General features: G+C 72.2%; 26 protein-coding genes. 11 read left to right on the top strand and 15 right to left on the bottom strand.

Features of this window, described 5'->3' with window-relative positions; all coding sequences use genetic code 11:
• Nucleotides 1-4: 4 nt before the first annotated feature.
• The 5 genes from ACNYS0_RS39105 to ACNYS0_RS39085 form a co-directional block, all read right to left on the bottom strand.
• Nucleotides 5-1,456: a hypothetical protein gene (locus tag ACNYS0_RS39105; RefSeq protein WP_422481008.1), complete on the bottom strand. Its 1,452-nt coding sequence runs from the start codon at nucleotides 1,454-1,456 to the stop codon at nucleotides 5-7.
• Nucleotides 1,457-1,579: 123 nt separating this feature from the next.
• Nucleotides 1,580-1,660 (bottom strand): putative leader peptide, encoded by an 81-nt coding sequence (locus ACNYS0_RS39100; RefSeq protein ID WP_422482890.1) that lies wholly within the window; start codon nucleotides 1,658-1,660, stop codon nucleotides 1,580-1,582.
• A gap of 302 nt (nucleotides 1,661-1,962) precedes the next feature.
• A complete protein-coding gene (locus tag ACNYS0_RS39095; RefSeq protein WP_422482889.1) occupies nucleotides 1,963-4,113 on the bottom strand; it encodes a putative bifunctional diguanylate cyclase/phosphodiesterase in 2,151 nt (716 codons plus the stop codon).
• Between the two features lie 86 nt (nucleotides 4,114-4,199).
• Nucleotides 4,200-5,015, bottom strand: coding sequence for an SAM-dependent methyltransferase (locus ACNYS0_RS39090; protein ID WP_422481006.1), 816 nt, complete (start codon nucleotides 5,013-5,015; stop codon nucleotides 4,200-4,202).
• Nucleotides 5,016-5,310: 295 nt separating this feature from the next.
• Entirely contained in the window at nucleotides 5,311-6,288 is a 978-nt protein-coding gene (locus tag ACNYS0_RS39085; RefSeq protein ID WP_422481004.1) for an SCO0930 family lipoprotein, read from the bottom strand.
• Nucleotides 6,289-6,538: 250 nt separating this feature from the next.
• Here ACNYS0_RS39085 and ACNYS0_RS39080 point away from each other — a divergent pair, with 250 nt between their 5' ends.
• From ACNYS0_RS39080 to ACNYS0_RS39060, 5 genes are all read left to right on the top strand, one after another.
• Nucleotides 6,539-7,102, top strand: coding sequence for a hypothetical protein (locus ACNYS0_RS39080; RefSeq protein ID WP_422481002.1), 564 nt, complete (start codon nucleotides 6,539-6,541; stop codon nucleotides 7,100-7,102).
• A 27-nt stretch (nucleotides 7,103-7,129) separates the two neighbouring features.
• On the top strand, nucleotides 7,130-7,891 hold the full coding sequence (locus ACNYS0_RS39075; protein WP_422481000.1) for a bestrophin-like domain: 762 nt from the start codon (nucleotides 7,130-7,132) through the stop codon (nucleotides 7,889-7,891).
• A gap of 46 nt (nucleotides 7,892-7,937) precedes the next feature.
• Entirely contained in the window at nucleotides 7,938-8,192 is a 255-nt protein-coding gene (locus ACNYS0_RS39070) for a hypothetical protein (protein ID WP_422480998.1), read from the top strand.
• Between the two features lie 141 nt (nucleotides 8,193-8,333).
• Nucleotides 8,334-8,834, top strand: coding sequence for a hypothetical protein (locus ACNYS0_RS39065; protein WP_422480996.1), 501 nt, complete (start codon nucleotides 8,334-8,336; stop codon nucleotides 8,832-8,834).
• Nucleotides 8,835-8,850: 16 nt separating this feature from the next.
• Entirely contained in the window at nucleotides 8,851-9,501 is a 651-nt protein-coding gene (locus ACNYS0_RS39060; protein ID WP_422480994.1) for a class F sortase, read from the top strand.
• Nucleotides 9,502-9,526: 25 nt separating this feature from the next.
• On the opposite strand, the gene ACNYS0_RS39055 is transcribed toward ACNYS0_RS39060, so the two are convergent.
• Nucleotides 9,527-10,351: a polysaccharide deacetylase family protein gene (locus ACNYS0_RS39055; protein ID WP_422480992.1), complete on the bottom strand. Its 825-nt coding sequence runs from the start codon at nucleotides 10,349-10,351 to the stop codon at nucleotides 9,527-9,529.
• A 99-nt stretch (nucleotides 10,352-10,450) separates the two neighbouring features.
• Between ACNYS0_RS39055 and ACNYS0_RS39050 the strand changes: the two genes are divergently transcribed.
• The 4 genes from ACNYS0_RS39050 to ACNYS0_RS39035 all read left to right on the top strand — a co-directional run bounded on the left by ACNYS0_RS39050 (nucleotide 10,451) and on the right by ACNYS0_RS39035 (nucleotide 13,786).
• A complete protein-coding gene (locus ACNYS0_RS39050; RefSeq protein WP_422480990.1) occupies nucleotides 10,451-10,912 on the top strand; it encodes a universal stress protein in 462 nt (153 codons plus the stop codon).
• A 108-nt stretch (nucleotides 10,913-11,020) separates the two neighbouring features.
• Nucleotides 11,021-12,442, top strand: coding sequence for an amino acid permease (locus tag ACNYS0_RS39045; RefSeq protein ID WP_422480988.1), 1,422 nt, complete (start codon nucleotides 11,021-11,023; stop codon nucleotides 12,440-12,442).
• A 129-nt stretch (nucleotides 12,443-12,571) separates the two neighbouring features.
• Nucleotides 12,572-13,117 carry a sigma-70 family RNA polymerase sigma factor gene (locus ACNYS0_RS39040; RefSeq protein ID WP_422480986.1) on the top strand — a complete coding sequence of 182 codons (546 nt, stop codon included), beginning with the start codon at nucleotides 12,572-12,574 and terminating at the stop codon, nucleotides 13,115-13,117.
• Between the two features lie 147 nt (nucleotides 13,118-13,264).
• Nucleotides 13,265-13,786 carry a hypothetical protein gene (locus tag ACNYS0_RS39035; protein WP_422480984.1) on the top strand — a complete coding sequence of 174 codons (522 nt, stop codon included), beginning with the start codon at nucleotides 13,265-13,267 and terminating at the stop codon, nucleotides 13,784-13,786.
• A gap of 14 nt (nucleotides 13,787-13,800) precedes the next feature.
• Here ACNYS0_RS39035 and ACNYS0_RS39030 read toward each other — a convergent pair whose 3' ends face one another.
• From ACNYS0_RS39030 to ACNYS0_RS39015, 4 genes are all read right to left on the bottom strand, one after another.
• Complete coding sequence (locus ACNYS0_RS39030) at nucleotides 13,801-14,994, bottom strand: sensor histidine kinase (RefSeq protein ID WP_422480982.1); 1,194 nt, start codon at nucleotides 14,992-14,994, stop codon at nucleotides 13,801-13,803.
• Nucleotides 14,991-16,553: a sodium/solute symporter gene (locus ACNYS0_RS39025; protein WP_422480980.1), complete on the bottom strand. Its 1,563-nt coding sequence runs from the start codon at nucleotides 16,551-16,553 to the stop codon at nucleotides 14,991-14,993. The genes ACNYS0_RS39030 and ACNYS0_RS39025 overlap by 4 nt, the downstream gene beginning before the upstream one ends.
• Nucleotides 16,550-16,891: a hypothetical protein gene (locus ACNYS0_RS39020; protein WP_422482888.1), complete on the bottom strand. Its 342-nt coding sequence runs from the start codon at nucleotides 16,889-16,891 to the stop codon at nucleotides 16,550-16,552. The genes ACNYS0_RS39025 and ACNYS0_RS39020 overlap by 4 nt, the downstream gene beginning before the upstream one ends.
• 201 nt (nucleotides 16,892-17,092) lie before the next feature.
• On the bottom strand, nucleotides 17,093-17,827 hold the full coding sequence (locus ACNYS0_RS39015; protein ID WP_422480978.1) for a LytR/AlgR family response regulator transcription factor: 735 nt from the start codon (nucleotides 17,825-17,827) through the stop codon (nucleotides 17,093-17,095).
• A gap of 79 nt (nucleotides 17,828-17,906) precedes the next feature.
• On the opposite strand from ACNYS0_RS39015, the gene ACNYS0_RS39010 reads away from it, so the two are divergent.
• The gene (locus tag ACNYS0_RS39010) at nucleotides 17,907-18,563 is read left to right on the top strand and encodes a zf-HC2 domain-containing protein (RefSeq protein WP_422480976.1); all 657 of its coding nucleotides are present in this window, start codon (nucleotides 17,907-17,909) and stop codon (nucleotides 18,561-18,563) included.
• Nucleotides 18,564-18,567: 4 nt separating this feature from the next.
• Here ACNYS0_RS39010 and ACNYS0_RS39005 read toward each other — a convergent pair whose 3' ends face one another.
• Both ACNYS0_RS39005 and ACNYS0_RS39000 read right to left on the bottom strand, forming a co-directional pair.
• Nucleotides 18,568-19,431: an Fpg/Nei family DNA glycosylase gene (locus ACNYS0_RS39005; protein ID WP_422480974.1), complete on the bottom strand. Its 864-nt coding sequence runs from the start codon at nucleotides 19,429-19,431 to the stop codon at nucleotides 18,568-18,570.
• Between the two features lie 13 nt (nucleotides 19,432-19,444).
• Nucleotides 19,445-21,547 (bottom strand): SpoIIE family protein phosphatase, encoded by a 2,103-nt coding sequence (locus tag ACNYS0_RS39000; RefSeq protein ID WP_422480972.1) that lies wholly within the window; start codon nucleotides 21,545-21,547, stop codon nucleotides 19,445-19,447.
• Nucleotides 21,548-21,622: 75 nt separating this feature from the next.
• Between ACNYS0_RS39000 and ACNYS0_RS38995 the strand changes: the two genes are divergently transcribed.
• Entirely contained in the window at nucleotides 21,623-23,032 is a 1,410-nt protein-coding gene (locus ACNYS0_RS38995; RefSeq protein ID WP_422480970.1) for a lipase maturation factor family protein, read from the top strand.
• Here ACNYS0_RS38995 and ACNYS0_RS38990 read toward each other — a convergent pair.
• From ACNYS0_RS38990 to ACNYS0_RS38980, 3 genes are read right to left on the bottom strand one after another with little or no spacing between them, the layout of a single operon-like run.
• Nucleotides 22,993-23,856, bottom strand: coding sequence for an amidohydrolase family protein (locus ACNYS0_RS38990; RefSeq protein WP_422480968.1), 864 nt, complete (start codon nucleotides 23,854-23,856; stop codon nucleotides 22,993-22,995). The two genes, ACNYS0_RS38995 and ACNYS0_RS38990, sit on opposite strands and share 40 nt — an antisense overlap.
• Complete coding sequence (locus ACNYS0_RS38985; protein ID WP_422480966.1) at nucleotides 23,853-24,167, bottom strand: L-rhamnose mutarotase; 315 nt, start codon at nucleotides 24,165-24,167, stop codon at nucleotides 23,853-23,855. The genes ACNYS0_RS38990 and ACNYS0_RS38985 overlap by 4 nt, the downstream gene beginning before the upstream one ends.
• Nucleotides 24,164-25,162, bottom strand: coding sequence for an aldo/keto reductase (locus ACNYS0_RS38980; protein ID WP_422480964.1), 999 nt, complete (start codon nucleotides 25,160-25,162; stop codon nucleotides 24,164-24,166). Before ACNYS0_RS38980 ends, ACNYS0_RS38985 begins: the two co-directional genes overlap by 4 nt.
• Between the last annotated feature and the right edge of the window lie 4 nt (nucleotides 25,163-25,166).

Here is a 25,166-nt window from a genome sequence, read left to right as displayed (position 1 = left end):
GGCTTCAATGTGCCCTCACCCGGACCACCCCGGTGATCGTGCCCTGGTAGTAGGTGCCGTCCGGGCCGATCGTGCCGGCCATCTGGAGGCTGTCGAAGAGGGAGCCGATGCCGATCCGCTTGCTGCGGGTCACCTCGCCGGTCGCGGGATCGATCTCGGCGTACCGGTACGGGTCGAGGAGTCCGGTGGAGTCGGTGCCGGGGATCACCGGGTCGCGCAGCACCGTCCGCAGCCGCCCGTCGGCGGTGGACAGGCGGGGCACGGCGGCGGAGCGCAGCGTGTTGTCCCAGACCAGGTCGCAGCCGGAGCCGTCGGCGCGTACGTCGACGCGGCTGAGCCCGCCCTTGAACGCCGCCGAGGACGGGACGGAGTCACCCGCGTCGGCGGGCACGGCCGGGTACGGGTAGCCGTACGTACTGGCCACGAAGACACTGCGTCCCGCCCCGACCGGGGAGTTCTCGCTGCCGGAGCCGCCGGCGAGCAGAACCGGCACGGAGCAGACGGGGGCGCCAGTGGCGGTGGCGTACACCTGGAGGCTGACGCTGGTGTCGGCGTTGTCGACGACGGTCAGGTACTCGGTGCCGGTCTTCGGCCCGAAGAACGTGGGAGTGGAGCCGCTGCCCCAGCTCAGCTGGCCCGGTTTGCGGGCCTGCCCGCGGTCGTAGGAGCGGCGCCAGGTGATGTGCGGGGTGCCGTCGGCGGCGGCGGTGAGCAGGTAGGTGGCGTGGGTGGAGGTGACGGCGGTGCCCTGTGGAGCGGTGGAGATGCTGTTGGAGACGCGCTCGCCCGCGGGCAGCGTCAGCGCCCGCACCGTGCCGGTGCGGTCGTCCGCCGTACCGACGACGCCTCCGCCGGTGGCGAACCAGACCCGGCCCCGCCAGTCCGGGGACAGGCCGGTGACGGCGTCGTCCTCCGGGATCGCGGAGGCCAGCGACAGGCTCTGGTCGATCGTCAGCCGCCACTCGCCGTCGGCGTCGCGGTGGTGTCCGACGCGCAGCAGGGAACGGCTGCCGTCGACGACGGTGAGCCGGTCGCGGTCGTCGATGTACGCGTAGACACCGCCGAGCAACGACCCCTTGGTCAGGGCGAGTTCGGCAAGCGAGTCCCCGGTTTCCGGATCGAGCAGATGCACCGTAGGGACCTGCCCGAAGATCGGTGTGCACAGGGCCACCGGATAGCCGTCCGAGCCGATGAGCACGGTCGGGCAGGCCGAGGCCAGTGCGGTGCGCTCGGCGGTGAGGCCGCCCGCGCCGGGTCCGGCCAGCGGAGTCAGGTCGGAGGAACCGGTGTCACCGTGCATGGTGGCGGTGCCGTCGGGGCCCGCGTACGGGTTGTGCGGCGGGGCCGGCAGATACGCGGAGGCGGCGGCCGCTGCGGGCGGCAGACCGAGAGCGGAGGCGGCGAGAAGGACGGCGGCAAGCGCGACGGAGGCGCCCGCGGTTCTGCGGGAAGACATGAGGTCTCCAGGGCGGGGAGAGGGAGCGCGCCGGGCACGGACGACGGCGTACCGCGCGGGGCGCGGCAGGGAAAGGAGCAGGAGGGGGATCGGCGCGCGGGACTCAGCGCTGGATGCCGACCGTCAGCTCGGGCGACAACAGGCACCGGCGACGCGCACGAGATCGACGTGGAGACGTCGGGTGAGATCGGGTCGCGGATGCACGAGGTTGATCGAAACAGCCCGCCGGATCCCGGTCAAGAGCCGTCCCACGGGCCGGACATGGGGCTCCTGAGCACTCTCGACCGCGCAACCCGGCGGCTACGGGTCACGAGGAGGTTCGCGCCGAGCGACTCGTGGCGCGCGCGGACCGCGGCCGGGTCTGTGCGGCCTTCAGGAGGCGGAACTGCGGGCTTTCGCACGGGCCCTCCGGCCAGCCCGTGGGCGCCGCCCGGCAGGCGTACGCCGCGTCCAGGGCCGCGTGGGGCCGGTCGGGGAAGGCGTACGTCCAGCGGATCACCGGGTGCTCACCCCGTCGCGTCCGCCAGGGCCAGTTCGTGGAGGCGGTCCGGCGGGCCGGGGCGGGCGTAGTACCAGCCCTGCGCCGTGTCGCAGCCCAGGTGGCGCAGCTGCTCCGCCTGGGCCCCGGTCTCGACGCCCTCGACCGTGACCGACAGGTCGAGGCTGTGGGCCAGCGAGACGATGCCCTCGACGATCTTCAGGTCGACGGGGTCCGCGGGGAACTGCTGCATGCCCTGCGTGAAGGAGCGGTCCAGCTTGAGGACGTTCACGGGCAGGCGCCGCAGGTTCGCGAGGTTCGAGTAGCCGGTGCCGAAGTCGTCGAGGGCGATGTCGACGCCCATCTCGGAGAGATTGCGCAGCGGCTTGAGGAGGTCGTCGTCCGCGCCGATCAGGGCCGACTCCGTGACCTCGAGGCACAGCGCGTCCGGTTCGAGGCCGAAGCGCTCCAGGATGTCGACGGTGTCCGCGACCAGACCGGGGTGGGTCAGCTGCATCGGGGACAGGTTGACGTTGATGCGGAACGGGCCCGCCTCCTCGTACCGGTCCTGCCACACCCGCGCCTGCCGGACCGATTCCTCCAGGACCCAGCGGCCGAGCGGCACGATCAGGCCCGTGTGCTCGGCGAGCGGGATGAAGCGGTCGGGGCCGAGCACGCCGTGCTGCGGATGCAGCCAGCGCACCAGGGCCTCGGCGCCACGCACGCTGCCGTCGCCGAGGTGCACCAGGGGCTGGTACTCGATGAAGAACTCGCCGCGGTCCAGGGCGGCGGGCAGCGCCGTCGTCAGGCCGTGCCGGGTGATGGCGCGGGCGTCGGCCTCGGGGTCGGCCAGCTCGTAGCGGTTGCCGCCCGCGGACTTGGCCCGGTACATCGTGATGTCGGCGCTGCGCAGCACCTCCGCGGGGCTGCGCTCGGCCGCCGGGCCCTCGACGATGCCGACCGATCCGCGCACGGTCAGCTCGCGCCCGTCGATGCGGATGGGTGTGGCCAGGGCGTGCATGATGCGCCCTGCCAGCTCGTCGACCTCGGCCTCGGTGTCCTTGCCGGTGGTCAGGGCCACGAATTCGTCGCCGCCGAGCCGTGCGACCATCTCGCCGGGCGCGGTGGCGCAGGCCTGGAGGCGGTCCGCGACCTCGACGAGGAGCCGGTCGCCGGCCGCGTGGCCGAGGCTGTCGTTGATGGTCTTGAAGCCGTCGAGGTCCAGGTAGCACAGCCCGAAGCGCATCCCGTTGCCCGCGCTGAGCACCTTCTCCAGGCGCTCGAAGAACAGGGTGCGGTTGGGCAGCCCGGTGAGCGCGTCGTGGGTGGCCTCGTAGCGCAGCCGCAGGTTCAGCAGGCGGCGCTCGGTCACGTCCTCCATGAGCGCCAGCTGGTACTGCGGGGCGCCGTCCGCGTCGCGCAGCAGCGAGACCGTGAGGTTCGTCCACAGGGCCGTGCCGTCCGGGCGCGAGTAGGCCTTCTCCACCCGGTAGTGCTCGCGCTCCCCCTGCACCAGCTCGTGGTACATGCGCCAGATGTGCGGGGCGTCCTCGGGGTGGGTCAGCTGGTGGGCCTTGCGCTTGAGCAGCTGCTGCCTGCTGCCGCCGAACATCCGCACCATCGTCTCGTTGACCTCGAGGATGGTGCCGTCGAGGTCGGCGATCCCGATGCCGATGGCCGCGCCGTGGAACACCGCGCGGAACTTGGCCTCGCTCGCGTGCAGGGCCTCGGCGACGGCGCTGCGGGCGTCGAGGGCGGCGCGCGATATGGCCTCCTGTTCGGTGCGGGTGCGCTCCCGGAGCGCGGCCGCGAACCCGGCGGCCATCGCGTGCTGGATGCGGGTGCAGCGCGAGCGCAGTTCCTCCGCGCGCTCGGCGGTGGGCGCCGCTTCGCCGCAGTGCCCGACGAGGTGTGTCTCCACCACGTCGAGGGTCTGGGTGAGCGCCTCCGGGTCGGTGCAGTGGGCGTCGACCAGGGCCGCGCCGACGGCCTGTGCCTCCGCCCGGTCGAGGGCCTGCGCGACGAGCACGGTGCGCAGCCGGCGCACGAGCGGCACGAGTTCCGCCTCGAACTCGTGCCGGGTCAGCGAGGTCGCGGTGAGCGGGAAGATCTCCCGGCTCCAGAGCGTGGCGAAGCCGCGCACTCTGTCTTCCGGCCCGGCCGACGCATCACCGCCGATACCGTCGTCGGTCCGTGCCGACCTGTCCGTCCGGCCGGATTTCCCGGCCCGGGGCCCGGGGTTCGTCCCCCGGGAGGATGCAGCAGTCACGCCTTGCGCCCCACTCCCACATAGCCCGCGAAGGTGTACGGGTCCTCGTCCTCAGGGGCGGTGTCGGGCCGCCACACCGGCATCGCCACGATGCCCGGTGCGACCACCTCGTACCCCTTGAAGAACCGTTTGACCTCATCGCGGTTCCGCATGATCAGCGGATTGCGGACATCGTTTCGGTAGACGTCGACCATCCCGTCCGCCCGCTCCGTCTCTATGGACATGCCCTCATTGGAGGCATGCGTCACGATGAGCAGGCTGCCCGGTGCCAGCGCCTCACTGAGTTCGGCCACGGCCGCGTACGGATCGTCGGCCTCCTCGATGAAGTGCAGTACGGCGACGAGGAGCAGCGCCACCGGCCGTTCCAGGTCGAGCAGTTCGGTGACTTCGGGGCTCTCCAGGATCTCCCGCGGCCTGCGGAGGTCCGCCGTGACGACCCCGGTGCGCGGGACGCCCTCGAGGACCGCCCTGCTGTGCGCGACCGCGACCGGGTCGTGGTCGACGTACACCACGCTCGCTCCGGGGCTCTCCTGCTGGGCCACCTCGTGGACGTTGCCGAAGGTCGGGATGCCGGAGCCGATGTCGAGGAACTGCGTGATGCCGGCCCCGGCGGCGTACCGCACGGCGCGGCGCATGAACGCCCGGTTCGCCTGCATGATCTTCGGGAGCCCCGGCAGGAACTCCATGGCCTTGCGGGCGGCCTCCCGGTCGACCTCGAAATTGTGCGAACCGCCCAGGTAGAAGTCGTAGATTCGGGACACACTGGGCACCGAGATGTCGATGCCCTGAGGGGCCCAGGCGGGACGCTGCATCAAGGTCTCCATGGCGTAGGAGTGCCGGTGTTCGAGCCGAGGCTACTGATCCACCGCCAAAGGAGCGAGTCAAAACGGAAATTGACCGTCCGTTCCCGGTCACTGCCTCCGTCACGTGCCAATCGGCAACGATCCGAAACCATCCCGAAACCTTCTCTTTCCCCGACGAAAAGAACCGGCCCGCTCCCTCCACACGGCCTGACCTGGCCATGCGGGGAACGGACCGGCGACGAGCCAATTCCGTTGACGACTCTACTGTGAGCGCCTCACCGGGCGCACTGGACCCTCCCAGTTGTTACTTGGGGGCGCCTACCGGCTTTCCATTCGGAGCCGCCGCGTACCAAGTGCCTCCTACACCCTGACCGTTCGTGTCACCTGGCTTTTTGTCGCCCGAGAAGGTGTAGACGGGCCAGCAGTTCAGGGTCTGCTGCTTGGTTCCGTCGGGCCTTGTGAAGGTCATGTATCCCTTCAGTGGAATGTTCTGCGTGTCGTTCTTCGCAACCGGAGCCAGCGCCGGCCACTTCTCGGCGCAGGCGCCGACGCAGTTCGACTTGATGGGCCACGCCGAGTCCTTGAGGAAGCGGTAGACCGTCATGCCGTTCTTGTCGACGACGATCTCACCGAGCTTCGGGTCCTTGCGCGTGGACAGGCCCGCGAGGTCGGCGGGCTGGGCCCCGGCCTCCTCCTCGGCCTTCTTGTTGGCCTTCTTGCCGTCGGGGGCCGCGGCCCACCAAGTGCCGCCCACGCCCTGGCCCTTGACGTCACCGGCCTTCTTGTCCATCGCGTAGTGGTACATGGGCCAGCCGTCGACCGTCAGCTGCTTCGTGCCGTCGGCGGCCGTCACCTCGCCGAGCAGCGACTTGTCGACCCCGGGCGCGGCCTTGGCGCCGCTCGCCGGGACGGCGGGCCACGCCTTGAGGCAGGCCGCGTCGCAGTTCGACTTGGGCGGCTGCGCGGTGTCCTTGTCGAAGCGGTACAGGGTCATCCCGTCGCTGTCGGTGAGCACCTTGCCGAGTTCCTTGCTGTCCCACGAAGCGAGCTGCCCCGCGGACTTGGACTTCGCCGCGCTCTTGTCGGCGCCCGACGATCCGTAGCCGTCGGAGCCCGATCCATAGCCGTCGGAGGACCCGTAACCGCCCTGCGCGTCGGCCGCGCTGCCCACGTTCTGCCCCGTCGCAGCCTGGTCTCCCTGATCCTGACCGCACGCCGTCGTCAGCGCCAGCAGGGCCGCAGCTGTCGCTACGAGCGAGGCGCTCCGCCAGGAGGTCTTCATCTCAACTCCCGCACATTGCTTGGGTGTTGTGCGAACCCGGGCGGGCCGCACATGGCCCTAGGTACGCGCGGCGGTGACGGCTGTGTTCAATGCGGGGGAAGATTTCTTCGGGTGCCGCAGTGACGTGCGCCGGGGGCGCGGGTCCGGTAGCAGGTCCGCGCACGCGGGCAAACCCGAATGCTCCCGCGCCCCACCATCGGACCATTCCGCGCCCGGGTCGGCGTGCCGGGGCCCGCCGCTGCCGAGGATCATGGTCGTGCATCGAACCAAGCGCCCCGGGTCAAGCCTGGTCACCCGCGTCATCGCGGTGCTCGCCACCGCCTGGCTGTGCGGCGCGCCGAGCGCGGCCGCCATCGCCGCACCGCTCGTCCTCCCGGCCGACAGCTGCGCCTACGCCTCCGTCGACGGCGGCTCGTCGGGCGACGCGGTGGCGGTCTCCGGCAGCGGCGTGATCTGCCGCGCGGGCCCCAGCACACCCCCGCCGAAGAAGCCCGCGCCGAAGCCCCCGCCCCCCAAACCGGCACCCCCGCCGCCGCCTCCACCCCCTCCACCACCGCCGCCTCCGCCTCCCCCGACGCCCACACCGACGCCTCCCCCGCCTCCACCACCGGCCCCCGAACCGCCCCCGAAGCCCGAGCCGAAGCCGACCCCGACCCATACGAAGCCCCCACCGAGCCCCAAGCCGGTGCACTACCCGGCCTACCGCCCCACCGCCCACCGCGCCCCGCCGCGCGGCGGACCGTCCCTGGTCACGCTCACGCTGCTCATCACCGCGCCCGCGGTGCTCGCCGTCGCCGCACTGCGCCCCCGCTGATCCTGTTGAACCCTTGTGGAGCTTTCGATGTCGGAATGGCTTGTTCTCGCCCTCGCGATGCTCGCGGTCTGCGGTGTCGTCCTCGTCGTCCAGGTCCTGCAACAGCGCAGGATCGGCGATGACGACGACCCGTCCGAGACCCCCGACGTCATCGAGTACATGACGATGATGATCGGCGTGGTCTACGCGATCGTCCTCGGTCTCGCCATCGCGGGCGTCTGGGAGGGCCGCAGCGCCGCCGAGGACCACGTACGCAACGAGGCGCAGGCGCTGCACGAGATCCATGAACGCGTCCGGGTCTATCCGGCGGAGGTGCGGGACGACATTCGCGCCGATGTCGACAGGTATGTCAGCCATGTCGTCACCACCGAGTGGGACTCGATGCGCAACAAAGGCGAGCTGACCGCCAAGGGCGACGCGCTCTTGCAGAAGGTGCGCGAGGACGTCACGGACTTCGAGCCGAAGAACGACTTCCAGGCGCAGGCCTACCAGCCGCTGCTCGACCAGGTGACCGCCGCCGACGAGGCGCGCGGCGCCCGCGAGGACTCGACGAGTGCCACGATGCCGGGCGTCGTCTGGTTCGGTCTGATCGTCGGCGCCCTGGTCACCATCGGCATGATCTTCGCGCTGCAAATCAGGCGCACCGCGCGCGAGCTGGTCCTCGCCGGGCTCTTCTCGTCCCTGATCGCGTTCCTGCTCTTCCTGATCTGGGACCTCGACGCGCCCTACAGCCGGGGCGTCGCGGCCACGGCGGAACCGTTCCTGACGCTGTTCCCGGGCGCCCATTGACCGCTTCGTGCTGCGCTCCGCCCCGGCGCGCAGCACTCTGTGGTGCATGACCCGATGGCACGCACCGATCGTCGTCCACCCGCCCGCACCGGCGGGTGGGCGGCATGTCTCCGTGCGCGGCCAGGCGCTCGGCCTGGCGCACAACGACACGGACCTGACCGAACTCCTGCGCCGCGCCGGGTTCGGCGCGTCGGACGTGACGCTCGACGACCCGCACCTCGTGGAGTGGCGCGGCGCGGGTCCGCACGTGTGGCACGCCGGGGGCCCGACGGAGCATCAGCACGGCCCGGAAGCCACCTGACCGGCCCACATGTGTGCCCCGTTCGTACGACACGGATCGCGGCCGTACGGGGGCGTCCCTAGCGTGTCGGGCATCGAGGTGGCTGTCCCCCACGGGCGGAACCGCTCCGCTGCCGCTCCTCGTGAACCCCGGAGGAACCCCATGCACGCGATACGCGCCGCATCCGCCGCCGCTCTCTCGCTCACCGCGCTGGCCCTGACGGCGCCGTCGGCCGCCGCCGAGGACGGCTTCAGGCCGAGCATCTCGCCCACCACCATCGCCGCGGGCGGCAAGGTGACCCTGTCGGCCAGCGGCTGCAAGGGGAAGACCGAGGTGACGGCCGGGATCTTCGACTCCGTCACGATCGCGCCCGGCGAGGGCCCCCGCACCGTCCCCGTCGACTGGGACGCGAAGCAGGGCGCCGCCTACACCGTCACGTTCATCTGCGACGGCGGCCAGCCCCGCAGGGCCGACCTGACCATCGCCACAGGCCGCCCGGACTCCTCCCCCAGCCCCGTCCCCCAGGGCGTCAAGGCCGGGATCGGCGGCAGTGCCGGCGGGTTCGACCTTCAGGAGGTCGCCCTCGGCGGCGCCCTGATCGCGGGTGCGCTCGGCACCGCGTACGTCGTGGCGCGCCGCCGTACCGGCGACAAGAGCGCCTGAGTCGCCCCGCCTGCCCATGTCGATGTGGCGCTTCGCGGACGAGGAACGGCCGAGGCGGCGCGCCCCGTGGGGCGTGCTCGCGCTGGTGCTGCTCACCGGGCTCGCCCTCGTCCGCAGCGGTTCGGGGGAATTCGACACGGGTCCGCCGCAGCCCGCCTCCGTCGAGCGGCGCTCACCGGAACCGGCCGCGGCGAAGGCGGCCCGCCCGCTGCCCTTCTCGCCGGTCGACCGCGTGCGGATACCGGCGATCCGGGTGGACGCCCCGGTGACGCCGGTCGGCCTCGACCCGGACGGCTGGATCGACGCGCCGCCGCCGAAGGAGGCGAACCTGGCGGGCTGGTTCACGGGCGCGGCGGCGCCCGGCGAGCGCGGCACCGCCGTCGTCGTGGGCCACGTCGACAACGCGCGCGGCCCCGCCGTCTTCTACGGCCTGGGCTCGCTGCGCGAGGGCCACCACGTGGAGATCCGCCGCAGGGACGGCAGGACGGCCGTCTTCCGGGTCTACGGGGTCGAGGTGTTCGCCAAGTCCCGCTTCCCGGGCCGCAAGGTCTACCGCTCGCACGGCACACCGGAGCTGCGGCTCATCACCTGCGGCGGCCGCTTCTCGAAGCGCGAGGGCTACGAGGGCAACGTCGTGGCGTTCGCACGCCTGGTGTCGACACGCTGACCTCGCGCCTGCCCCCGGTGCCTCGTCACACGCCGAAGGGGCGCGGCACCGTCATCCGGTACCCGGCGTCGAGCAGGCGTGGCAGATAGCCGCGTACGGCGGTGAGCGTCTGGGAGCGGTCGCCTCCCGCGTCGTGGTTGAGGACGATCACGCCGGGCGCCGCCCGGTTCACGACCCGGGTGATCACCGTGGGGGCGCCGGGGTTGTCCCAGTCGAGCGAGTCCACGGTCCAGGCCAGCGGCTCCATGCCGAGTTCGGTGCCCAGCTCGAACACGTGGCGGTTCCATGCGCCGTAGGGCGCCCGGAACCAGAGCGGCGGCTCGCCGACGGTGCGCGCGATCAGCTCGCTGGTGCGCTCGATCTCGGCGCGGATCCGGGTCCTGTCCAGCTTGAGCAGCAGCGGATGCGTCCAGGTGTGGTTGCCGATGACATGCCCCTCGTCGGCCATTCTGCGCAGCAGGTCGGGGCTCTCCCGCGCCCGGTTCCCGCACACGAGGAACGTCGCGCGCACGTCGTGTGCGCGCAGGAGGCGCAGGATCTCGGGGGTGTACGCGGGGTCGGGGCCGTCGTCGAAGGTGAGCGCCATGGCGCGGTCGCCTGGTGCGGTGTCGAGCCTCAGGACGGGCGCCTTGCGCACCGTCGGCGCGGCGCGGCGCGGGCCGCCGGGTCCGGACAGCGGGCGCAGCCGGTACGTGGACGGCTCGCGCACGGGCCGGGCCGCCCCGCCCGCGGGGGCCGGGGCGGCGTCCTGCCGGCCGGCCCCGGTGCATCCGGTGAGCCCGGCCAGGCCGACGGCGGTGAAGCCGCGCAGCAACGCGCGACGTCCCGTGGTGCCCTGATGCTTTGTCATGATTAATGCGTGACACGGCACGCGGCTGCCGCGCGCGGAACCACCGGATGGGACGCGGGAAAGCACCTGATCGGCGGCTTCTCCGTTAACCTCTGCCGCGTGACCGAAGAGCAGCCCCATCAGTTCGAACGTGGCACCGACGGACCGAAAGTGATCGTCGTCGGTGTCGACGGCTCCGATTCCTCGTTCCGCGCGGCCGCCTACGCGGGGGGCCTGGCCCGCAGGCAGCACGCGCTGCTCGCCGTGGTCTACGTGCAGCCCGTGATGACGGGCGGGGCGGCGCTCGGGGTGCCGGTCGCGGAGACGACGGACGAGATCGCCGAGGGACTCATCAAGGAGATCCGCGCCTCGGCCGCTCGGGTCAAGGGCATATACGACGTGCGCTGGGAGTTCCACACCTTCCGCGGCGACCCGTTCAACGGCCTGGTCACGGCCGCCGACGAGCTGAAGGCGGACGCGGTGGTGGTCGGCGCCTCGGAGCAGGCGGGCCACCGCATCGTCGGCTCGGTCGCGGTACGCCTGGTGAAGGCGGGGCGCTGGCCGGTGACGGTCGTCCCGTAAAGAATTACGTGGGGGTGCCTACGGCGCTGCTGTCTTCCGAACCCGCTGTCCCAGGGGCATCATGATCGGCCGTCAGCCGTCTTCGCAGCAGCCAAGAGGTGAGGTCCCATGTCCGTCCCCCCGAAGATCTCGAGAGGGCAGGGCGTTCTGCGCCGCAAGCCCATCGAGCAGATCGACGACACGGAGTCGGGCGGGAAACTCACCCGCTCCCTCGGTCTGTGGCAGCTCACCGCGATCGGCGTCGGCGGCATCATCGGCGCCGGCATCTTCACCCTCGCCGGCACCGTCGCCAACGGCACGGCCGGGCCCGCGGTCCTCATCTCGTTCCTCATCGCGGGCGTCGCGAGCGCCGCGGCCGCCCTGTCGTACGCGGAGTTCGCCGGGCTCATCCCGAAGGCCGGGTCCGCGTACACGTACGGCTACGCCGTGCTCGGTGAGCTCGTCGGCTGGTTCATCGGCTGGGACCTGCTCCTGGAGTACACGGCGATCGTCGCGGTCGTCGCGATCGGCATCTCCGGCTACTTCAGCTTCCTGCTGGGCGAGATGGGTCTCGACCTGCCCAGCTGGATGCTGGGCGCGCCGGGCACCGGCAGCGGGCACAAGGTCGACCTGTTCGCCGCCGCGCTGTGTCTGCTCATCGCCTGGCTCCTGAACATGGGCATGAAGAACGCGGCCCGCTTCGAGACCTTCGTGGTCGTGCTCAAGGTCCTCGTGGTGCTGCTCGTCATCGGCGTCGGCGTCTTCCACATCAACTCGGACAACTACACGCCGTTCTTCCCGTTCGGCGTCAGCGGCGCGTTCACCGGCGCGGCCACGGTCTTCTTCGCGGTCTTCGGCTACGACGCCATGTCGACGGCGGCCGAGGAGTCGAAGGACGCGCAGCGCCACATGCCGAAGGCGATCATCTACTCGCTGATCATCTCGATGATCCTGTACGTGCTCGCCTGCCTCGTCCTGACCGGCATGCAGAACTACAAGGACATCGACCCGGAGAGCGGCTTCTCGACCGCGTTCAAGTCGGTGGGCCTCAGCGGCCTCGCGGACGTGATCGCGGTGGGCGCGATCATCGGCATCCTCACCGTGATGTTCACGTTCATGCTGGGCGTCACGCGCGTGTGGTTCGCCATGTCGCGCGACGGCCTGCTGCCGAAGTGGTTCGCGAAGACCCACCCGACACGGCACGTGCCGACCCGCGTGACGTGGATCGTCGGCGTCTGCTCCGCGCTCATCGCCGGCTTCCTGCCCATCGGCGAGGCCGCCGAACTCACCAACATCGGCATCCTGTTGGCGTTCGTCGTGGTCTGCGTCGCGGTGATCGTGCTGCGCTACCGTCAGCCGGAGCTGCCGCGCACCTTCCGCACGCCCGCCATGCCGTTCGTGCCCGCGATCGGCATCGTCTTCTCGATCTGGCTCATCACGTTCCTCCAGTGGCAGACGTGGGTGCGGTTCGCCGTGTGGTTCCTGATCGGTCTGGTCATCTACTTCGGCTACTCCTACAGGAAGTCCGAATTGGCCCGCACCTCCGACTGATTCGGCTGATTCCGCACTGGCCGCCGGGGCCCCGTCCGTCCCGCTCACCGCACCGCTCGTCGAGGGCTTCGCCCCGCCCGCCGCAGAGCCCCGCGCGTCCCCTGGGCGCGCGGGGCGGCCTGCGCTGCCATGACGCCCATGACGACGGCGTTCACGGCACCCACGACCACGGAGGAGGACCTCGCCCAGGTCCAGCGGGAGCACGGCGGCCCGCTGTTCTCGTTCCTGCTGCGCCTGTGCGACGGCGACGCCCAGCGGGCGGAGGACCTGGTCCAGGAGACGTACGTACGCGCCTGGCAGCATCCGGAGGCCCTCGACCCGCGCTACGAGTCGGTGCGGCCCTGGCTGTTCACGGTCGGGCGGCGGCTCGCCATCGACGCACGCAGGGCGCGGCTCTCGCGGCCCGCGGAGGTCGGCGACGCCGTCCTGGAGAACGCCCGGGTGTCCGCGGACCACGCGGAGCGCTCGGCGGCCGCGCTCGACGTCCGGGACGCCGTGGCGACCCTCACACCCGAACACCGCGCGGTTCTGCTCGAGGTCTACTTCAGGGGCGCTAGTGTGGCTGAGGCCGCAGACACACTCGGCATTCCCCCCGGTACGGTCAAGTCCCGTGCGTACTACGCGTTGCGGGCGTTGCGTCGTGTCCTTCCGGGTTACGCACCCGACCTGCGGTGAAACCGGAGGCCGGGTCAAGCATCGGTAAAGCGCCTTGCTCCGCACACCCTTTCCTCGGTTGAGTAATCCGCTGTCCTCCCCGGTGAGTTGAGACGGGTGGGTCCGGGGGCCGAAGCAGCACACGGACCGGAGGAAGGCAGGAAGGCGATGCGGTACGGGAGCGATGAGGGCACGGACGGCACGTCCGGCGCCGAGAGCGGACCGGGCGACGGACTCGTCGTCCCCATGGCGTGGTTGTACGCGGAGTACATCGCGGACGAGTTGCTGCGCACGGGCGACCTGATGCCGCCCACGTCCTTCGAGTTCAAGGCGGGCCGTGACGCACTCGCGCTGACGATCTTCCTGTCCGACGCGGGCGACGAGCTCTCCGGGATCCGCGTCGTGTCCCAGCTGGAGAACTGGCTGTCGCTCACGGCGTACGACCAGCCGTGGCAGGCGTGGGTGCGGGACCGCTTCTCGGAGCGGCTCGACCAGGACGCCCGGGCACGGCGTCCCTCGCCCGATCTGCTGCTCGCCGAGGCCGCCTGGAGATGGCTGGAGGAGACCGAGCTGCTCGCCCCCGACCTGGACGCGGTGCCCGTGCCGGACGAGGAGGACGGGCCGCAGGTGTGGACGCCCGCCTGGCAACTGGGGTTACCGCTCGGCCACTTGGCGATCTCGCTGTTCTGAGCGGGCCGCGGGTCCTACGGCGCGTACACGCCCGCCCGGTACTTCGGGATGCGGATGGTGATCTTCATGCCGGCGCCCTCCGCAGTCTCGATCACCAGGCCGTAGGCGTCGCCGAAGACCTGGCGCAGGCGTTCGTCGACGTTCGACAGGCCGATGCCGCGCCCGTGGCCGCCCTCGCCGCGCAGGATCGCGCGGAGTTCGCCGGGATTCATGCCGACGCCGTCGTCCTCGATGACGACCTCGGCCTCGGCGCCCGCGTCGGTGGCGCCGATGGAGATGCGGCTGCGGGTGACGGCGCCCTCCAGGCCGTGCTTGACCGCGTTCTCGACGAGCGGCTGGAGGCACAGGAACGGCAGTGTGACCGGGAGGACCTCCGGGGCGATCTGCAACGTCACGGAGAGCCGGTCGCCGAAGCGGGCGCGTACAAGCGCCAGGTACTGGTCGATGGAGTGGAGTTCGTCGGCCAGCGTGGTGAAGTCGCCGTGGCGGCGGAACGAGTAGCGGGTGAAGTCGGCGAATTCGAGGAGGAGTTCGCGGGCCCGCTCGGGGTCGGTGCGGACGAACGAGGCGATCGCCGCGAGCGAGTTGAAGATGAAGTGCGGTGAGATCTGCGCGCGCAGCGCCTTGATCTCCGCCTCGATGAGGCGGGTGCGGGAGCGGTCGAGCTCGGCCAGTTCGAGCTGGACGGAGACCCAGCGGGCGACCTCGTCGGTGGCGCGGGCGAGGACCGCGGACTCCCGGGCCGCGTAGGCGACGACGGCGCCGAGCACCCGGCCGTCCGCGACCACGGGCGCGGCCACCGCCCACCGCAGCGGGCAGTCGTCGTTCGGGCAGCCGCAGCCGAACGCGGCGCTGCGGCCCCCGGTGAGCACGGGCTCCACCCGCTCCATCACATGCGCGGCGTGGGCGTGTTCGCCCGTCCCGTCCCAGGCGAGGACCGCGGAGCGGTTGGTGACGGCGAGCGCGTCGGTGCCGAGCAGCGTGCGCAGGCGGCGGGCGGACTTGCGGGCGGTGTCCTCGGTGAGGCCCGCGCGCAGCGCCGGGGCGGCCAGCGAGGCGGTGTGCAGGGTCTCGAAGGTGGCGCGCTCCACGGGCGTGCCGACGTCGCTGCGCCCGTCGGGATGGGCGGTGCGCCGCCCGAGCAGGAACCCGGCGCCGAGCAGGAGGGGGCACAGGGCGATGAGGACCGCGGTGACGGTGCCGCTCACTCGGGACCGCCTCCCGTCTCCCCCGCACGCGCCCGCGGCGGCTTCAGGCCCCGCGCGGACGCCTTCAGCGACTCCGGCAGGTGCAGGCGCGTCATCGTCGCGGTCGTGTGCGGCGGGATCGCGTCCCGCGTGGCCAGGGACACCAGGATCATCGCGAGGAAGCCGACCGGCACCGACCACACGGCGGGCCAGGCGAGCAGCGTGTGCAGCCAGCCCGAGGTGACCGGCCCGGCCACCGTCAGCGTCACCGCCACCAGGGCCGAGCCGCCGCCGAGGAACAGGCCCGCAAGGGCGCCCGGCGGGGTGAGGCGGCGCCACCAGATGCCCAGGATGAGCAGCGGGCAGAACGAGGAGGCCGACACCGCGAACGCCATGCCGACCGCGTCCGCGACGGGCACCCCGTCCACTAGGAGCGCACCGCCGAGCGGCATCGCGATCGCGAGCAGCACGGCGAGCCGGAAGTGCCGTACGCCGCGCGCCTGCAACACGTCCTGGCTGACGACCCCGGCCACCGCCATCGTCAGCCCCGAGGCCGTGGACAGGAACGCCGCGAACGCGCCGCCCGCGACGAGCGCGCCCAGGAGGTCGCCCGCCACCCCGTCGAAGACCCGCCCCGGCAGCAGCAGCACGGTGGCGTCGGCGTCCTGGGTGGCGGTGAGTTCGGGCGCGTACAGACGGCCCAGCCAGCCGTACACGGGCGGCAGCAGGTAGAAGAGGCCGATCAGGGCGAGGACCACGACGGTGGTGCGGCGGGCCGCGCGGCCGTTGGGACTGGTGTAGAAGCGGACGACGACGTGCGGCAGGCCCATCGTGCCCAGGAACGTGGCCACGATCAGGCCGTACGTGGCGTAGAGCGGGTGGTCGGCGCGGCTGGTGGCGAGCGGCCGGCCCGCGCCGACCCCGGCGGACGGCGGGGCGAGGGTCGCGGTCTCCGGCGGCGGGGCGCCGTTGCCGCGCCAGGCCAGCAGGAGGAAGAAGGCGGGCACCAGGAGGGCGGTGAGCTTGAGCCAGTACTGGAAGGCCTGGACGAAGGTGATCGAGCGCATGCCGCCCGCCGCGACCGCGAGCACCACGACGGCGGCGACGAGCGTCGCCCCGAACCAGCGGGGAGCGCCGGTGAGGATCTGAAGCGTGAGCCCCGCGCCCTGGAGCTGGGGCAGCAGGTAGAGCCAGCCCGCCCCGACGACGAACAGACTGACCACGCGTCGCACCTGGCGGGACTCGAGCCGCCCCTCGGCGAAGTCGGGCAGCGTGTACGCGCCCGAGCGGCGCAGCGGCGCCGCGACGAAGACCAGGAGGACGAGGTAGCCCGCCGTGTAGCCGACCGGGTACCACAGCATGTCCGGGCCGTGGATGAGGAGCAGCCCGGCGATACCGAGGAAGGAGGCGGCCGAGAGGTACTCGCCGCTGATCGCCGCCGCGTTGAGCCGGGGGCCCACTGTGCGGGAGGCGACGTAGAAGTCGGACGTCGTGCGGGAGACGCGCAGGCCGAAGCCGCCGATGAGGACGGTGGCGAGGACGACGACGGCCACCGCCGGGATCGCGTACGCCTCGTTCACGGCGCTCCGTGGTCGGCGGGGCGGCCGCGCACCAGGTCGGCGAAGTCGCGTTCGTTGCGCTCGGCGCGGCGCACGTACCACCAGGCGATCAGCACGAGGAACGGGTAGCAGCCGAAGCCGAGGACGAGCCATTGGACGGGCGCGTTGCGCAGGGCGCCGAAGAACAGGGGCAGGACGGCGACGGGGACCGCGAGGAGCATGAACGCGGTGATGCCGGCGCGGAGTTGGCCGCGCATGAGGGAGCGGACGTAGGCGGCGCCGAGGGTGGTCTGTTCGTCGATCTCCCACTGCGTACGGAGGCCCTCCGGGCCGGGGACCCGGCGGGGTTCGCCGGTCACGGTTTCGCGTTGCGGGTGATCGGACACGTGGCGGAGTTTAAGCAGGTCGGGTGGGCTGGGGGAAGGGTCTGGGTGCGGTGGGGCGGGGTTGCGGTCGCGGGGCTCTGCCCCGGGCCCCGCGCCTCAATCGCCGGCGGGGCTTGAATTGCTCAGCCGTGATTTGCTCGACCGGCGCCGGGGCTTGAGCGGCAAGCGGACAGCTCACGGTCTGCGCATCAGCAGTTCTCGTACTCGGCTTGCGTGTCTGCGGCTCACCGCGATTTCCGCCTCGCCGACCCGGACCGTCATTCCCGCGCCGTCGAGGCGGAGTTCGTCGATGCGGTGGAGGGCGACGAGGTGGCTGCGGTGGACGCGGACGAAGCCGAGTTCCTGCCAGCGTTCCTCCAGGGTGCTGAGCGGTATCCGCACCAGGTGGCTGACGCCGTCCTGGGTGTGCAGGCGGGCGTAGTCGCCCTGGGCCTCGGCGTAGGTGATGTCGGCGACGGCCACGAGCCGGGTGATGCCGCCGAGTTCGACGGGGATGCGGTCGGCGACGGTGGCCGGCGGCGCGCTGCTCGCGACGCGTTCGGCGACCCGGCCGACGGCCTCCGCGAGGCGCTCGCGGCGCACCGGTTTGAGGACGTAGTCGACGGCCTTCAGGTCGAAGGCCTTGACAGCGAAGTCCTCGTGGGCGGTGACGAACACGACGAGCGGCGGGTTGGCGAAGCCCGCGAGGAGGCGCGCCACGTCGAGGCCGGTCAGGCCCGCCATCTGGATGTCGAGGAAGAGGACGTCGATGGCGCCGTCGCCGCCCTCCAGGGCCCGGCCGATGCGGCGCAGCGCCTCGTTGGCGTCGGTGGCGCCCTCGGCGCTGCGCACGCGCGGGTCGGCCCGCAGGAGGTACAGGAGTTCGGCGAGGGCGGGTTCCTCGTCGTCGACGGCCAGTACGCGCAACATGCGGCGGAGTGTAATCGCGCGGTCGCTTGAATGAATCAGCCGCCTCCTGCGTACCGGTGGGCGACAGACGGAGGAAGGCATGTGGTCCCTGGAACGGCATCGCGACGTAGGCGCCTACGCGCTGGGGGTTCTCGACCCCGCGGAACGCTTCCGCTTCGAGGACCATCTGCCCGAGTGCGCCGCGTGCGCGTCCCTGGTCGGCGAACTGGCGCCCACGACGGGCGCGCTGGCGCTGTACGCGCGGGCGACGCCGCCGTGCGTGGAGGTGCTCGCGCGCCCGGCCCCGACCTTCCTCGACCGCGCGGTGGACCGGCTCGGGGCGCTGCACCGCAGGGCGCGGCGCCGGTTGTGGGGCGCGGCCGTCGCGGCGGCGCTGGTGCTCGCCGCGACGGGGCAGGGGGTCGCGATGCTGACCGGGGGCGGTACCGGTCCTCCCGGGCACACGGCGACCCTGAGCGGGCACGATGCCTCGACCGGCGTGGCGGCGACCGTGACCGCGGACGACCGGGACTGGGGCACCCAAGTGGGTCTGGACGTACGGGACTCGGGCGGGCCCCGGGTGTGCGAGCTGGTCGCGGTCGGGCGGGACGGTTCGGAGCAGACCGTGGCGACGTGGACCGTGCGCGGGGACGCGGTGGCGCTGGACGGCGGGGCGGCGGCGCGGCCCGCGGATCTCGCGCGGTTCGAGGTGCGGGCGGCGGACGGAGTTCCGCTGCTGACGCTCCCCCTGCGGTGACCGGCTACTTCAGCAGCCGCGACATCCGCCGGTCGGCGAGCGGCTTGCCGCCCGTCTGGCACGTCGGGCAGTACTGCAACGCGCTGTCGCTGAAGCTGACCTCGCGGACCGTGTCCCCGCACACGGGGCACGCCTCCCCGGCCCGTCCGTGCACGCGAAGGCCGCTCTTCTTCTCGGCCTTGAGCTTGCCTGCGGCGACCCCGCGCGAGCGTTCGACGGCTTCGGTCAGCGTCGTGCGCATCGCCTCGTACAGCGTGTGCACGTCGTCGGCGTTCAGCCCGGACGTCGGCTTGAACGGGGACATGCGGGCGGCGTGCAGGATCTCGTCGCTGTAGGCGTTGCCGATGCCCGCGATGAGCGACTGGTCGCGCAGGGCGCCCTTGATCTGGCGCCGCTCCCCCTTGAGGAGCCGGGCGAACGCCGCCTCGTCGAAGTCGTCCGCCAGCGGGTCGGGGCCGAGGCGGGCGACGCCCGGCACCTCGCCGGGGTCCCGGACCACGTACACCGCGAGCTTCTTCGTGGTGCCGGCCTCGGTGAGGTCGAAGCCCTCGCCGGTCTCCAGGGCGACGCGCAGGGCGAGGGGGCCCTTGCCGGGTTTGGGCGGGCCGTCGGGCAGCCGGTCCTTCCATTGCAGCCAGCCGGCGCGGGCCAGGTGCGTGACCAGGTGGGGCCCGTCCTCGGTGCTCAGGTCGAGGAACTTGCCGTGCCGTGCCACGGACGTGACCGTGCGGCCCTCCAGGGCGGTGAGCGGCGGGTCGTACGTCTTCAGGACGCTCACCGCCACCGGCAGGACGCGCACGATGTCGTGCCCCACCAGGTGCCCGGTGAGGAAGTCCTTGAGCGCTTCGACCTCAGGGAGCTCCGGCATGCCCACCAGCCTCTCACTCGCGCGCGGGCACCACGAATTCGCACCAGACGCACTTGCCGACGCCACGCGCCTCCACGCCCCACACGTCGGCGAGCTGGTCGACGAGGAACAGGCCGCGCCCCGAGACGCCGTCCTCGCCCGCCTCGCGGCGGCGCGGCAGGGCGCTCGACGTGTCCTCCACGTCGACCCTGAGCCTTCGGTCGGCGCCGGTCAGGACGCGCAGGGTGACGATGGCGGGTCCTTCGGTGTGCATGAGGGCGTTGGTGATCATCTCGTCGGCGACGAGCTCGATCTCGTCGGCGTTGTCCCGCGCTCCCCAGGCGCGGACGGCGTGCCGGATCATGTGGCGGGCCGCCCTCAGCGCGTCCGGGTCTCCGGGCGGCACGTGCTCGGTGAGCCGGCCGCCGCTCTGCACGGCGCCCGCGCCGCGGCGGCGCAGGAGCAGCAGTGCCACGTCGTCCTCGGTGTCGCGGTCCTCGACCGAGGCGACGAGCCGGTCCGCCAGCTGGTCGAGGTCGTCGGGGCCCGTGCCGATGAGCGTGGTGAGGGTCTGGAGCCCGTCGTCGAGGTCGGTGCCGGGCTTCTCGACGAGGCCGTCGGTGCACAGCACCAGCGCCTCACCGGGGTCGAGTTCGGCGGTGGTCACCGGGTACTCGAGGCGCCCGAACTCGGCGGACAGGCCGAGCGGGAGCCCGCCCGCGACCGCGAGCCTGCGGCAGTTCCCGTCCATCAGGCGCAGCAGCGGGTCGAGGTGTCCGGCCCGCACGAGCTGGACGACGCCGGTCGACAGGTCGGCCTCCGCGTACAGGCAGGTCGCGAAGCGGTCGGTGTCGAGTTCGTGCAGGAAGGAGGAGGCGCGGGCCATGACGGTGGCGGGCGTGTGGCCCTCGGCGGCGTAGGCGCGCAGCACGATGCGCAGCTGGCCCATGACGGCGGCGGCGTGCGTGTCGTGTCCCTGGACGTCGCCGATGACCGCGCCGACCCGGCCGCCGGGCAGCGGGATCACGTCGTACCAGTCCCCGCCGATGTCCCGGCCCACGGAGGCGGCGCGGTAGCGGACAGCCAGGTCGGCGCCCGGCACGTCGGGGATGGTCCGGGGCAGCATGGCCTGCTGGAGGCCCTGGGCGAGGTCCTTCTCCTGCTCGTAGAACATGGCGCGCTGGAGGCTCTGCGCGATGCTGCTGCCGAGCGCGACCATGACATTGCGCTCGGAGTCCGTGAAGCCCTGCCGGTCGTGGAAGAGCAGGCCGACCACGCCGATGGGCTTGGCCTGCGCGATGAGCGGCAGGTAGGCGGCCGAGGTGATCTCCATGTGGGCGAGCCGCGGCCACAGCTCGGGGTAGTCGGCGGCGAACTCCTGCGGCGACTCGATGAAGCGGGGCTGGAGAGTGCGCACGGCCTCGCTCATCGGATACGGGTCGTCGACGCGGGTGGTGTGGATGCCCGGCACGAACGTGCCCTGGGGTCCCTCGGCGACGAGGTGAATGCGCCCGGCCCTGACCAGGCCCATGACGAAGCTGGCCGAGCCGCGCTCGTCGACGCCGTGGGTGTCGCGCAGCACGTCGATGACGTCCTGGACGGTGCGGGCGTGCGCGAGGGCGGCCGTGGTGTACTGCACGACGCCGGTGTCGCCGCTGCGCAGGGCCCGCCGGGCCTCGCGCTCGGCGTGCACGGTGGCGTCGTTCAGCTCGTCGGTGGCATCGCGGACGATGCCCACGATGCGGCGCGGGCGGCCGCGCTCGTCCCGCCGGATGTAGCCGCGGGTGTGGGTCCAGCGCATGTCGCCCGTGCGGGTGCGGATGCGGAAGTACGTTCCGTAGGTCTCCTCGCCGCTCTTCAGGGCCCGCGCCACGAGCTCGTCGAGCCGCCCGCCCTCGCTGGGCGGCACCCGCCGGGCGAGGGTCCCGGGGTGGTCGTCGTACTCGTCGGGGCGCAGGTCGAAGACCTCGTGGGCCTGGGCGTCCATGGCCATGAGGCCGGTGTCGAGGTCCCAGTCGAAGCTGCCCATGCGCAGGCCGCGGCCGTAGGCCTCCAGAAATCCGCGTGAGGTGTCCTCCGGGCCCTCCCCGCCTGGGGCGTTCCCGGGCTCCTCGCCGCCCCTGCCACCCGCGCCCATGGGCCCCACGCTAGGCCGAGCCCCCTGTGCCCGCACGTCGTGACCTTGGTGCGGAAGCGGGGACACACTGGAGGGATGGACTGGCTCGGCGATTCGGACCTCTGGCTCGCCCGCCTGGTGTTCCAGCGCGGGCTCGCGGCGCTGTACCTCGTCGCGTTCGTGGCGGCGGCGCTCCAGTTCCGTGCGCTGCTCGGGGAGCGGGGGATGACGCCGGTCCCCCGGTTCGTGGCGCGTGTGCCGTGGCGGGCCGCGCCCTCGCTGTTCCGGCTGCACTACTCGGACCGGTTCTTCGCCGGGTGCGCGTGGGGCGGCGCGGCGGTGGCGGCCGGGCTGCTGGCCGGGGTGGACGGGCTGCTGCCGCTGTGGGCGGCGATGGCGCTGTGGCTGGTGCCGTGGGCGCTGTATCTGTCGATCGTGAACGTCGGGCAGACCTGGTACGGCTTCGGCTGGGAGTCGCTGCTCCTGGAGGTCGGCTTCCTTGCGGTGTTCCTCGGCAACGACGAGGTGGCGCCGCCGGTCCTGGTGCTGTTCCTGCTGCGCTGGGTGCTGTTCCGCCTCGAATTCGGGGCCGGACTGATCAAGCTGCGCGGCGACGAGTGCTGGCGGAAGCTGACCTGTCTCGACTTCCACCACGAGACGCAGCCGATGCCGGGCCCGCTGAGCTGGTTCTTCCACCATCTGCCGCGTCCGCTGCACCGGGTGGAGGTCGCGGCCAACCACGTCACCCAGTTGGCGGTCCCCTTCCTGCTCTTCACCCCGCAGCCGGTCGCCGGCTGGGCGGCCGCCCTCATGATCGTCACCCAGCTGTGGCTGGTCGCCTCGGGCAACTTCGCGTGGCTGAACTGGCTCGCGATCGTCCTGGCCGCCTCCGCCCTCGACCTGTCCTCCCTGCACACACCACCGGCGCTTCCCGGGGCTCCCCTCTGGTACGAGGTGATGGTCATCGTCCTGACGGCGGCGGTCGCGGGGCTCAGCTACCGGCCGGTGCGCAATCTGCTCTCGCGCCGCCAGTCCATGAACCGCTCCTACGACTCCCTGCACCTGGTCAACACGTACGGGGCGTTCGGCTCGGTCGGCCGGGTGCGCCAGGAGATCGTGATCGAGGGCACGGCGGACGAGGTGCCGCGCCCCGAATCGGGCTGGCTGGCCTACGAGTTCAAGGGCAAGCCGGGTGATCCGCGCCGCCTGCCGCGCCAGTTCGCGCCCTACCATCTGCGGCTCGACTGGATGATGTGGTTCGCCGCGTTGTCCCCCGCGTACGCCCGGTCCTGGTTCGAGGTGCTGGTCGAGCGCCTCCTGGAGGGCGACCGGGACACGCTGCGGCTGCTGCGCCACTCCCCCTTCCCGGCCGACGCGCCGCCCGTGCACATCCGGGCGCGCGTGTACCGCTACCGCTTCACGTCGTGGCGGGAGCTGCGGGAGACGGGGGCGTGGTGGGAGCGGACCTACGTACGGGAGTTCCTGCCGCCGACCCGGTTGAGGTAGACGCGGCGGGCGGTCTCCCCGAAGACGTGCGGATCCGCGCCGCCCACCAACTCCCGTGCCGTGTCCACGACGTGCTGGTACGTGGCCGCGAGCGTGCACACCGGCCAGTCGGAGCCGAACATCACACGGGCGGGCCCGAAGGCGTCGATGACCGTGTCCGCGTAGGGCCGCAGCTGGTCCACGGTCCAGCCCGTCCAGTCGGCCTCGGTGACCATGCCGGAGAGTTTGCAGACGGTGTTGGGCAGCGCGGCGAGCGCGCGGACGTCGTCCCGCCAGGGGACGAGCTCCCCCGCCGCGATCGACGGCTTGCCCAAGTGGTCGAGGACGAAGGTGAGTCCTGGGTGTTCTGCCGCGACCTTGACGCAGGCCGGCAGCTGGTGCGGCAGGACCACCAGGTCGTAGACGAGCCCGGCGTCCGCGACGGCGGCGAGCCCGCGCCGTACGTCGGGCCGCAGCAGCCAGCCGGGGTCGCTCTCGCCCTGCACCTGGTGCCGGATCCCCACCAGGTGCCGTCCGCCCGGCAGCTCCCGCAGCCGGTCCACGGTGTCGCGGACGTCGGGCCTGGTCAGATCGGTCCAGCCGACGACCCCGGCGACGAGGTCGCTGCGCTCGGCGAGCGCCAGGAGCTCGGGCGTCTCCTCGGCGACGGTCACCGTCTGCACGAGCACGGTCGCCTCGACACCGGCCGCCCGCAGCTCGGGGGCCAACTCGTCGAGGGTGAACGTGCGTCGGATCGGGGCGAGTTCGGGCCCGGTGATCCAGTCCTGGTCGCGTACGGACAGGTCCCAGACGTGGTGGTGCGCGTCGACGATCCCGGGGGTCACGGCAGCTCCCACACGACGGGAAGCCCGGCGTCCGCGCCTGCGGCGGAGTAGTCGTGGGTGACGTCGAGGAGTTCGTCCATGCGGGCCTGCCAGGCGATGTTCACGGGCAGCTTGTCGAGTTCGGCGAGCATGCGGGCGTAGTCCTCGCACTCGATGACGTGGAACAGGTCGGTGCCGCTGCGCCAGATCGTCCACTGGCGGGCGCCCGCCGCGCGGATCGCGGCGACGAGTTCGTCCGGCACCTCGCGGTGGGCGGCCTCGTACGCGTCGATGAGATCGGCGCGGACCTTGGTGTGCAGGGCGATTCTCACGCGTGCGGCTCCTGTTCAGCGGGGATGGGGACCTCGGCCGGGAGGAGGTGCAGGTCGCGGGCCTCTTTCCAGAGAGCGGCGGGCACCTGCGCGGTGAACTGCCGCTCCATGTCCGTGACTTCGGCTGCCGAGCGGGTGCCGACGAGCACGCTGGTGACGCCCGGGTGACCGAACGGGAAGGCGAGCGCGGCGGCGCGCAAGGTCGTGCCGTGGCGTTCGGCGAGGTCCTGGAAGCGGCGGGCGCGGGAGAGGACCTCGGGCGAGGCGAGGGCGTAGTCGAACGTGCCGCCCTGTGTGGGGTCGGCGAGCAGCCCGGAGTTGAAGACGCCGCCGATGACGACGGACACACCGCGTTCGGCGGCGGCGGGCAGCAACGTCTTCAGGGCGCGCTGGTCGAGCAGCGAGTAGCGGCCGGCGCACAGCACCACGTCCACGTCGGTGTCGCGGACGAAACGGGTCAGCATCGCGGACTGGTTCATGCCCGCGCCGATGGCGCCGACGAGCCCTTCGCCGCGCAGCCGCTCCAGCTCGGGGTAGGCCTCCGCGAAGGCCTCCTTGGCGTGGTCGTCGGGGTCGTGGAGGTAGGCGACGTCGATGCGGTCGAGACCGAGCCGCCCGAGGCTCTCCTCGATGGAGCGGCGCACCCCGGCCGCGCTGAAGTCCCACACCCGGCGCGCCGTGGCGGGAACGGCGAAGCCGTGGGCGCTGTCATCGCCGCCACCCTCGTACGGTTCGAGGAGCCTGCCGACCTTCGTGGACACGGTGTACGCGCCCGTGGGCCGGCTGCGCAGGTACTCGCCGATCCGGCGCTCGGAAAGCCCGAGGCCGTAGTGCGGCGCCGTGTCGAAGTAGCGCAGGCCCGCCTCCCACGCGGCGTCCAGGGCGAGGTGGGCCTCGTCGTCGCGGACCGGTGTGTAGAGGTTGCCGATGGCCGCGCCGCCGAAGCCGAGCGCGGTGACCGGGACGTCGGTGCGGCCGAGCGTGCTGGTACGCATGCGG

It is taken from the genome of Streptomyces anthophorae, from assembly GCF_049310305.1.
Taxonomy (GTDB): Bacteria; Actinomycetota; Actinomycetes; order Streptomycetales; family Streptomycetaceae; genus Streptomyces.
The sequence above is the reverse complement of the archived record's forward strand: the minus strand, read 5'-3'. Positions and strand labels throughout refer to the sequence as shown.

What these genes read in the sequence shown, in the direction of transcription:
- ACNYS0_RS39060 (WP_422480994.1), top strand. Translation starts at nt 8,851, where the DNA reads ATGTCGATGTGGCGCTTCGCGGACGAGGAACGGCCGAGGCGGCGCGCC.
- ACNYS0_RS39055 (WP_422480992.1), bottom strand. Translation starts at nt 10,351, where the DNA reads ATGACAAAGCATCAGGGCACCACGGGACGTCGCGCGTTGCTGCGCGGC.
- ACNYS0_RS39040 (WP_422480986.1), top strand. Translation starts at nt 12,572, where the DNA reads ATGACGCCCATGACGACGGCGTTCACGGCACCCACGACCACGGAGGAG.
- ACNYS0_RS39070 (WP_422480998.1), top strand. Translation starts at nt 7,938, where the DNA reads ATGACCCGATGGCACGCACCGATCGTCGTCCACCCGCCCGCACCGGCG.
- ACNYS0_RS39075 (WP_422481000.1), top strand. Translation starts at nt 7,130, where the DNA reads ATGTCGGAATGGCTTGTTCTCGCCCTCGCGATGCTCGCGGTCTGCGGT.
- ACNYS0_RS38995 (WP_422480970.1), top strand. Translation starts at nt 21,623, where the DNA reads ATGGACTGGCTCGGCGATTCGGACCTCTGGCTCGCCCGCCTGGTGTTC.
- ACNYS0_RS39005 (WP_422480974.1), bottom strand. Translation starts at nt 19,431, where the DNA reads ATGCCGGAGCTCCCTGAGGTCGAAGCGCTCAAGGACTTCCTCACCGGG.
- ACNYS0_RS39085 (WP_422481004.1), bottom strand. Translation starts at nt 6,288, where the DNA reads ATGAAGACCTCCTGGCGGAGCGCCTCGCTCGTAGCGACAGCTGCGGCC.
- ACNYS0_RS39080 (WP_422481002.1), top strand. Translation starts at nt 6,539, where the DNA reads ATGGTCGTGCATCGAACCAAGCGCCCCGGGTCAAGCCTGGTCACCCGC.
- ACNYS0_RS39090 (WP_422481006.1), bottom strand. Translation starts at nt 5,015, where the DNA reads ATGCAGCGTCCCGCCTGGGCCCCTCAGGGCATCGACATCTCGGTGCCC.
- ACNYS0_RS39015 (WP_422480978.1), bottom strand. Translation starts at nt 17,827, where the DNA reads ATGTTGCGCGTACTGGCCGTCGACGACGAGGAACCCGCCCTCGCCGAA.
- ACNYS0_RS39010 (WP_422480976.1), top strand. Translation starts at nt 17,907, where the DNA reads ATGTGGTCCCTGGAACGGCATCGCGACGTAGGCGCCTACGCGCTGGGG.
- ACNYS0_RS39065 (WP_422480996.1), top strand. Translation starts at nt 8,334, where the DNA reads ATGCACGCGATACGCGCCGCATCCGCCGCCGCTCTCTCGCTCACCGCG.
- ACNYS0_RS38980 (WP_422480964.1), bottom strand. Translation starts at nt 25,162, where the DNA reads ATGCGTACCAGCACGCTCGGCCGCACCGACGTCCCGGTCACCGCGCTC.
- ACNYS0_RS39000 (WP_422480972.1), bottom strand. Translation starts at nt 21,547, where the DNA reads ATGGGCGCGGGTGGCAGGGGCGGCGAGGAGCCCGGGAACGCCCCAGGC.
- ACNYS0_RS39035 (WP_422480984.1), top strand. Translation starts at nt 13,265, where the DNA reads ATGCGGTACGGGAGCGATGAGGGCACGGACGGCACGTCCGGCGCCGAG.
- ACNYS0_RS39045 (WP_422480988.1), top strand. Translation starts at nt 11,021, where the DNA reads ATGTCCGTCCCCCCGAAGATCTCGAGAGGGCAGGGCGTTCTGCGCCGC.
- ACNYS0_RS39105 (WP_422481008.1), bottom strand. Translation starts at nt 1,456, where the DNA reads ATGTCTTCCCGCAGAACCGCGGGCGCCTCCGTCGCGCTTGCCGCCGTC.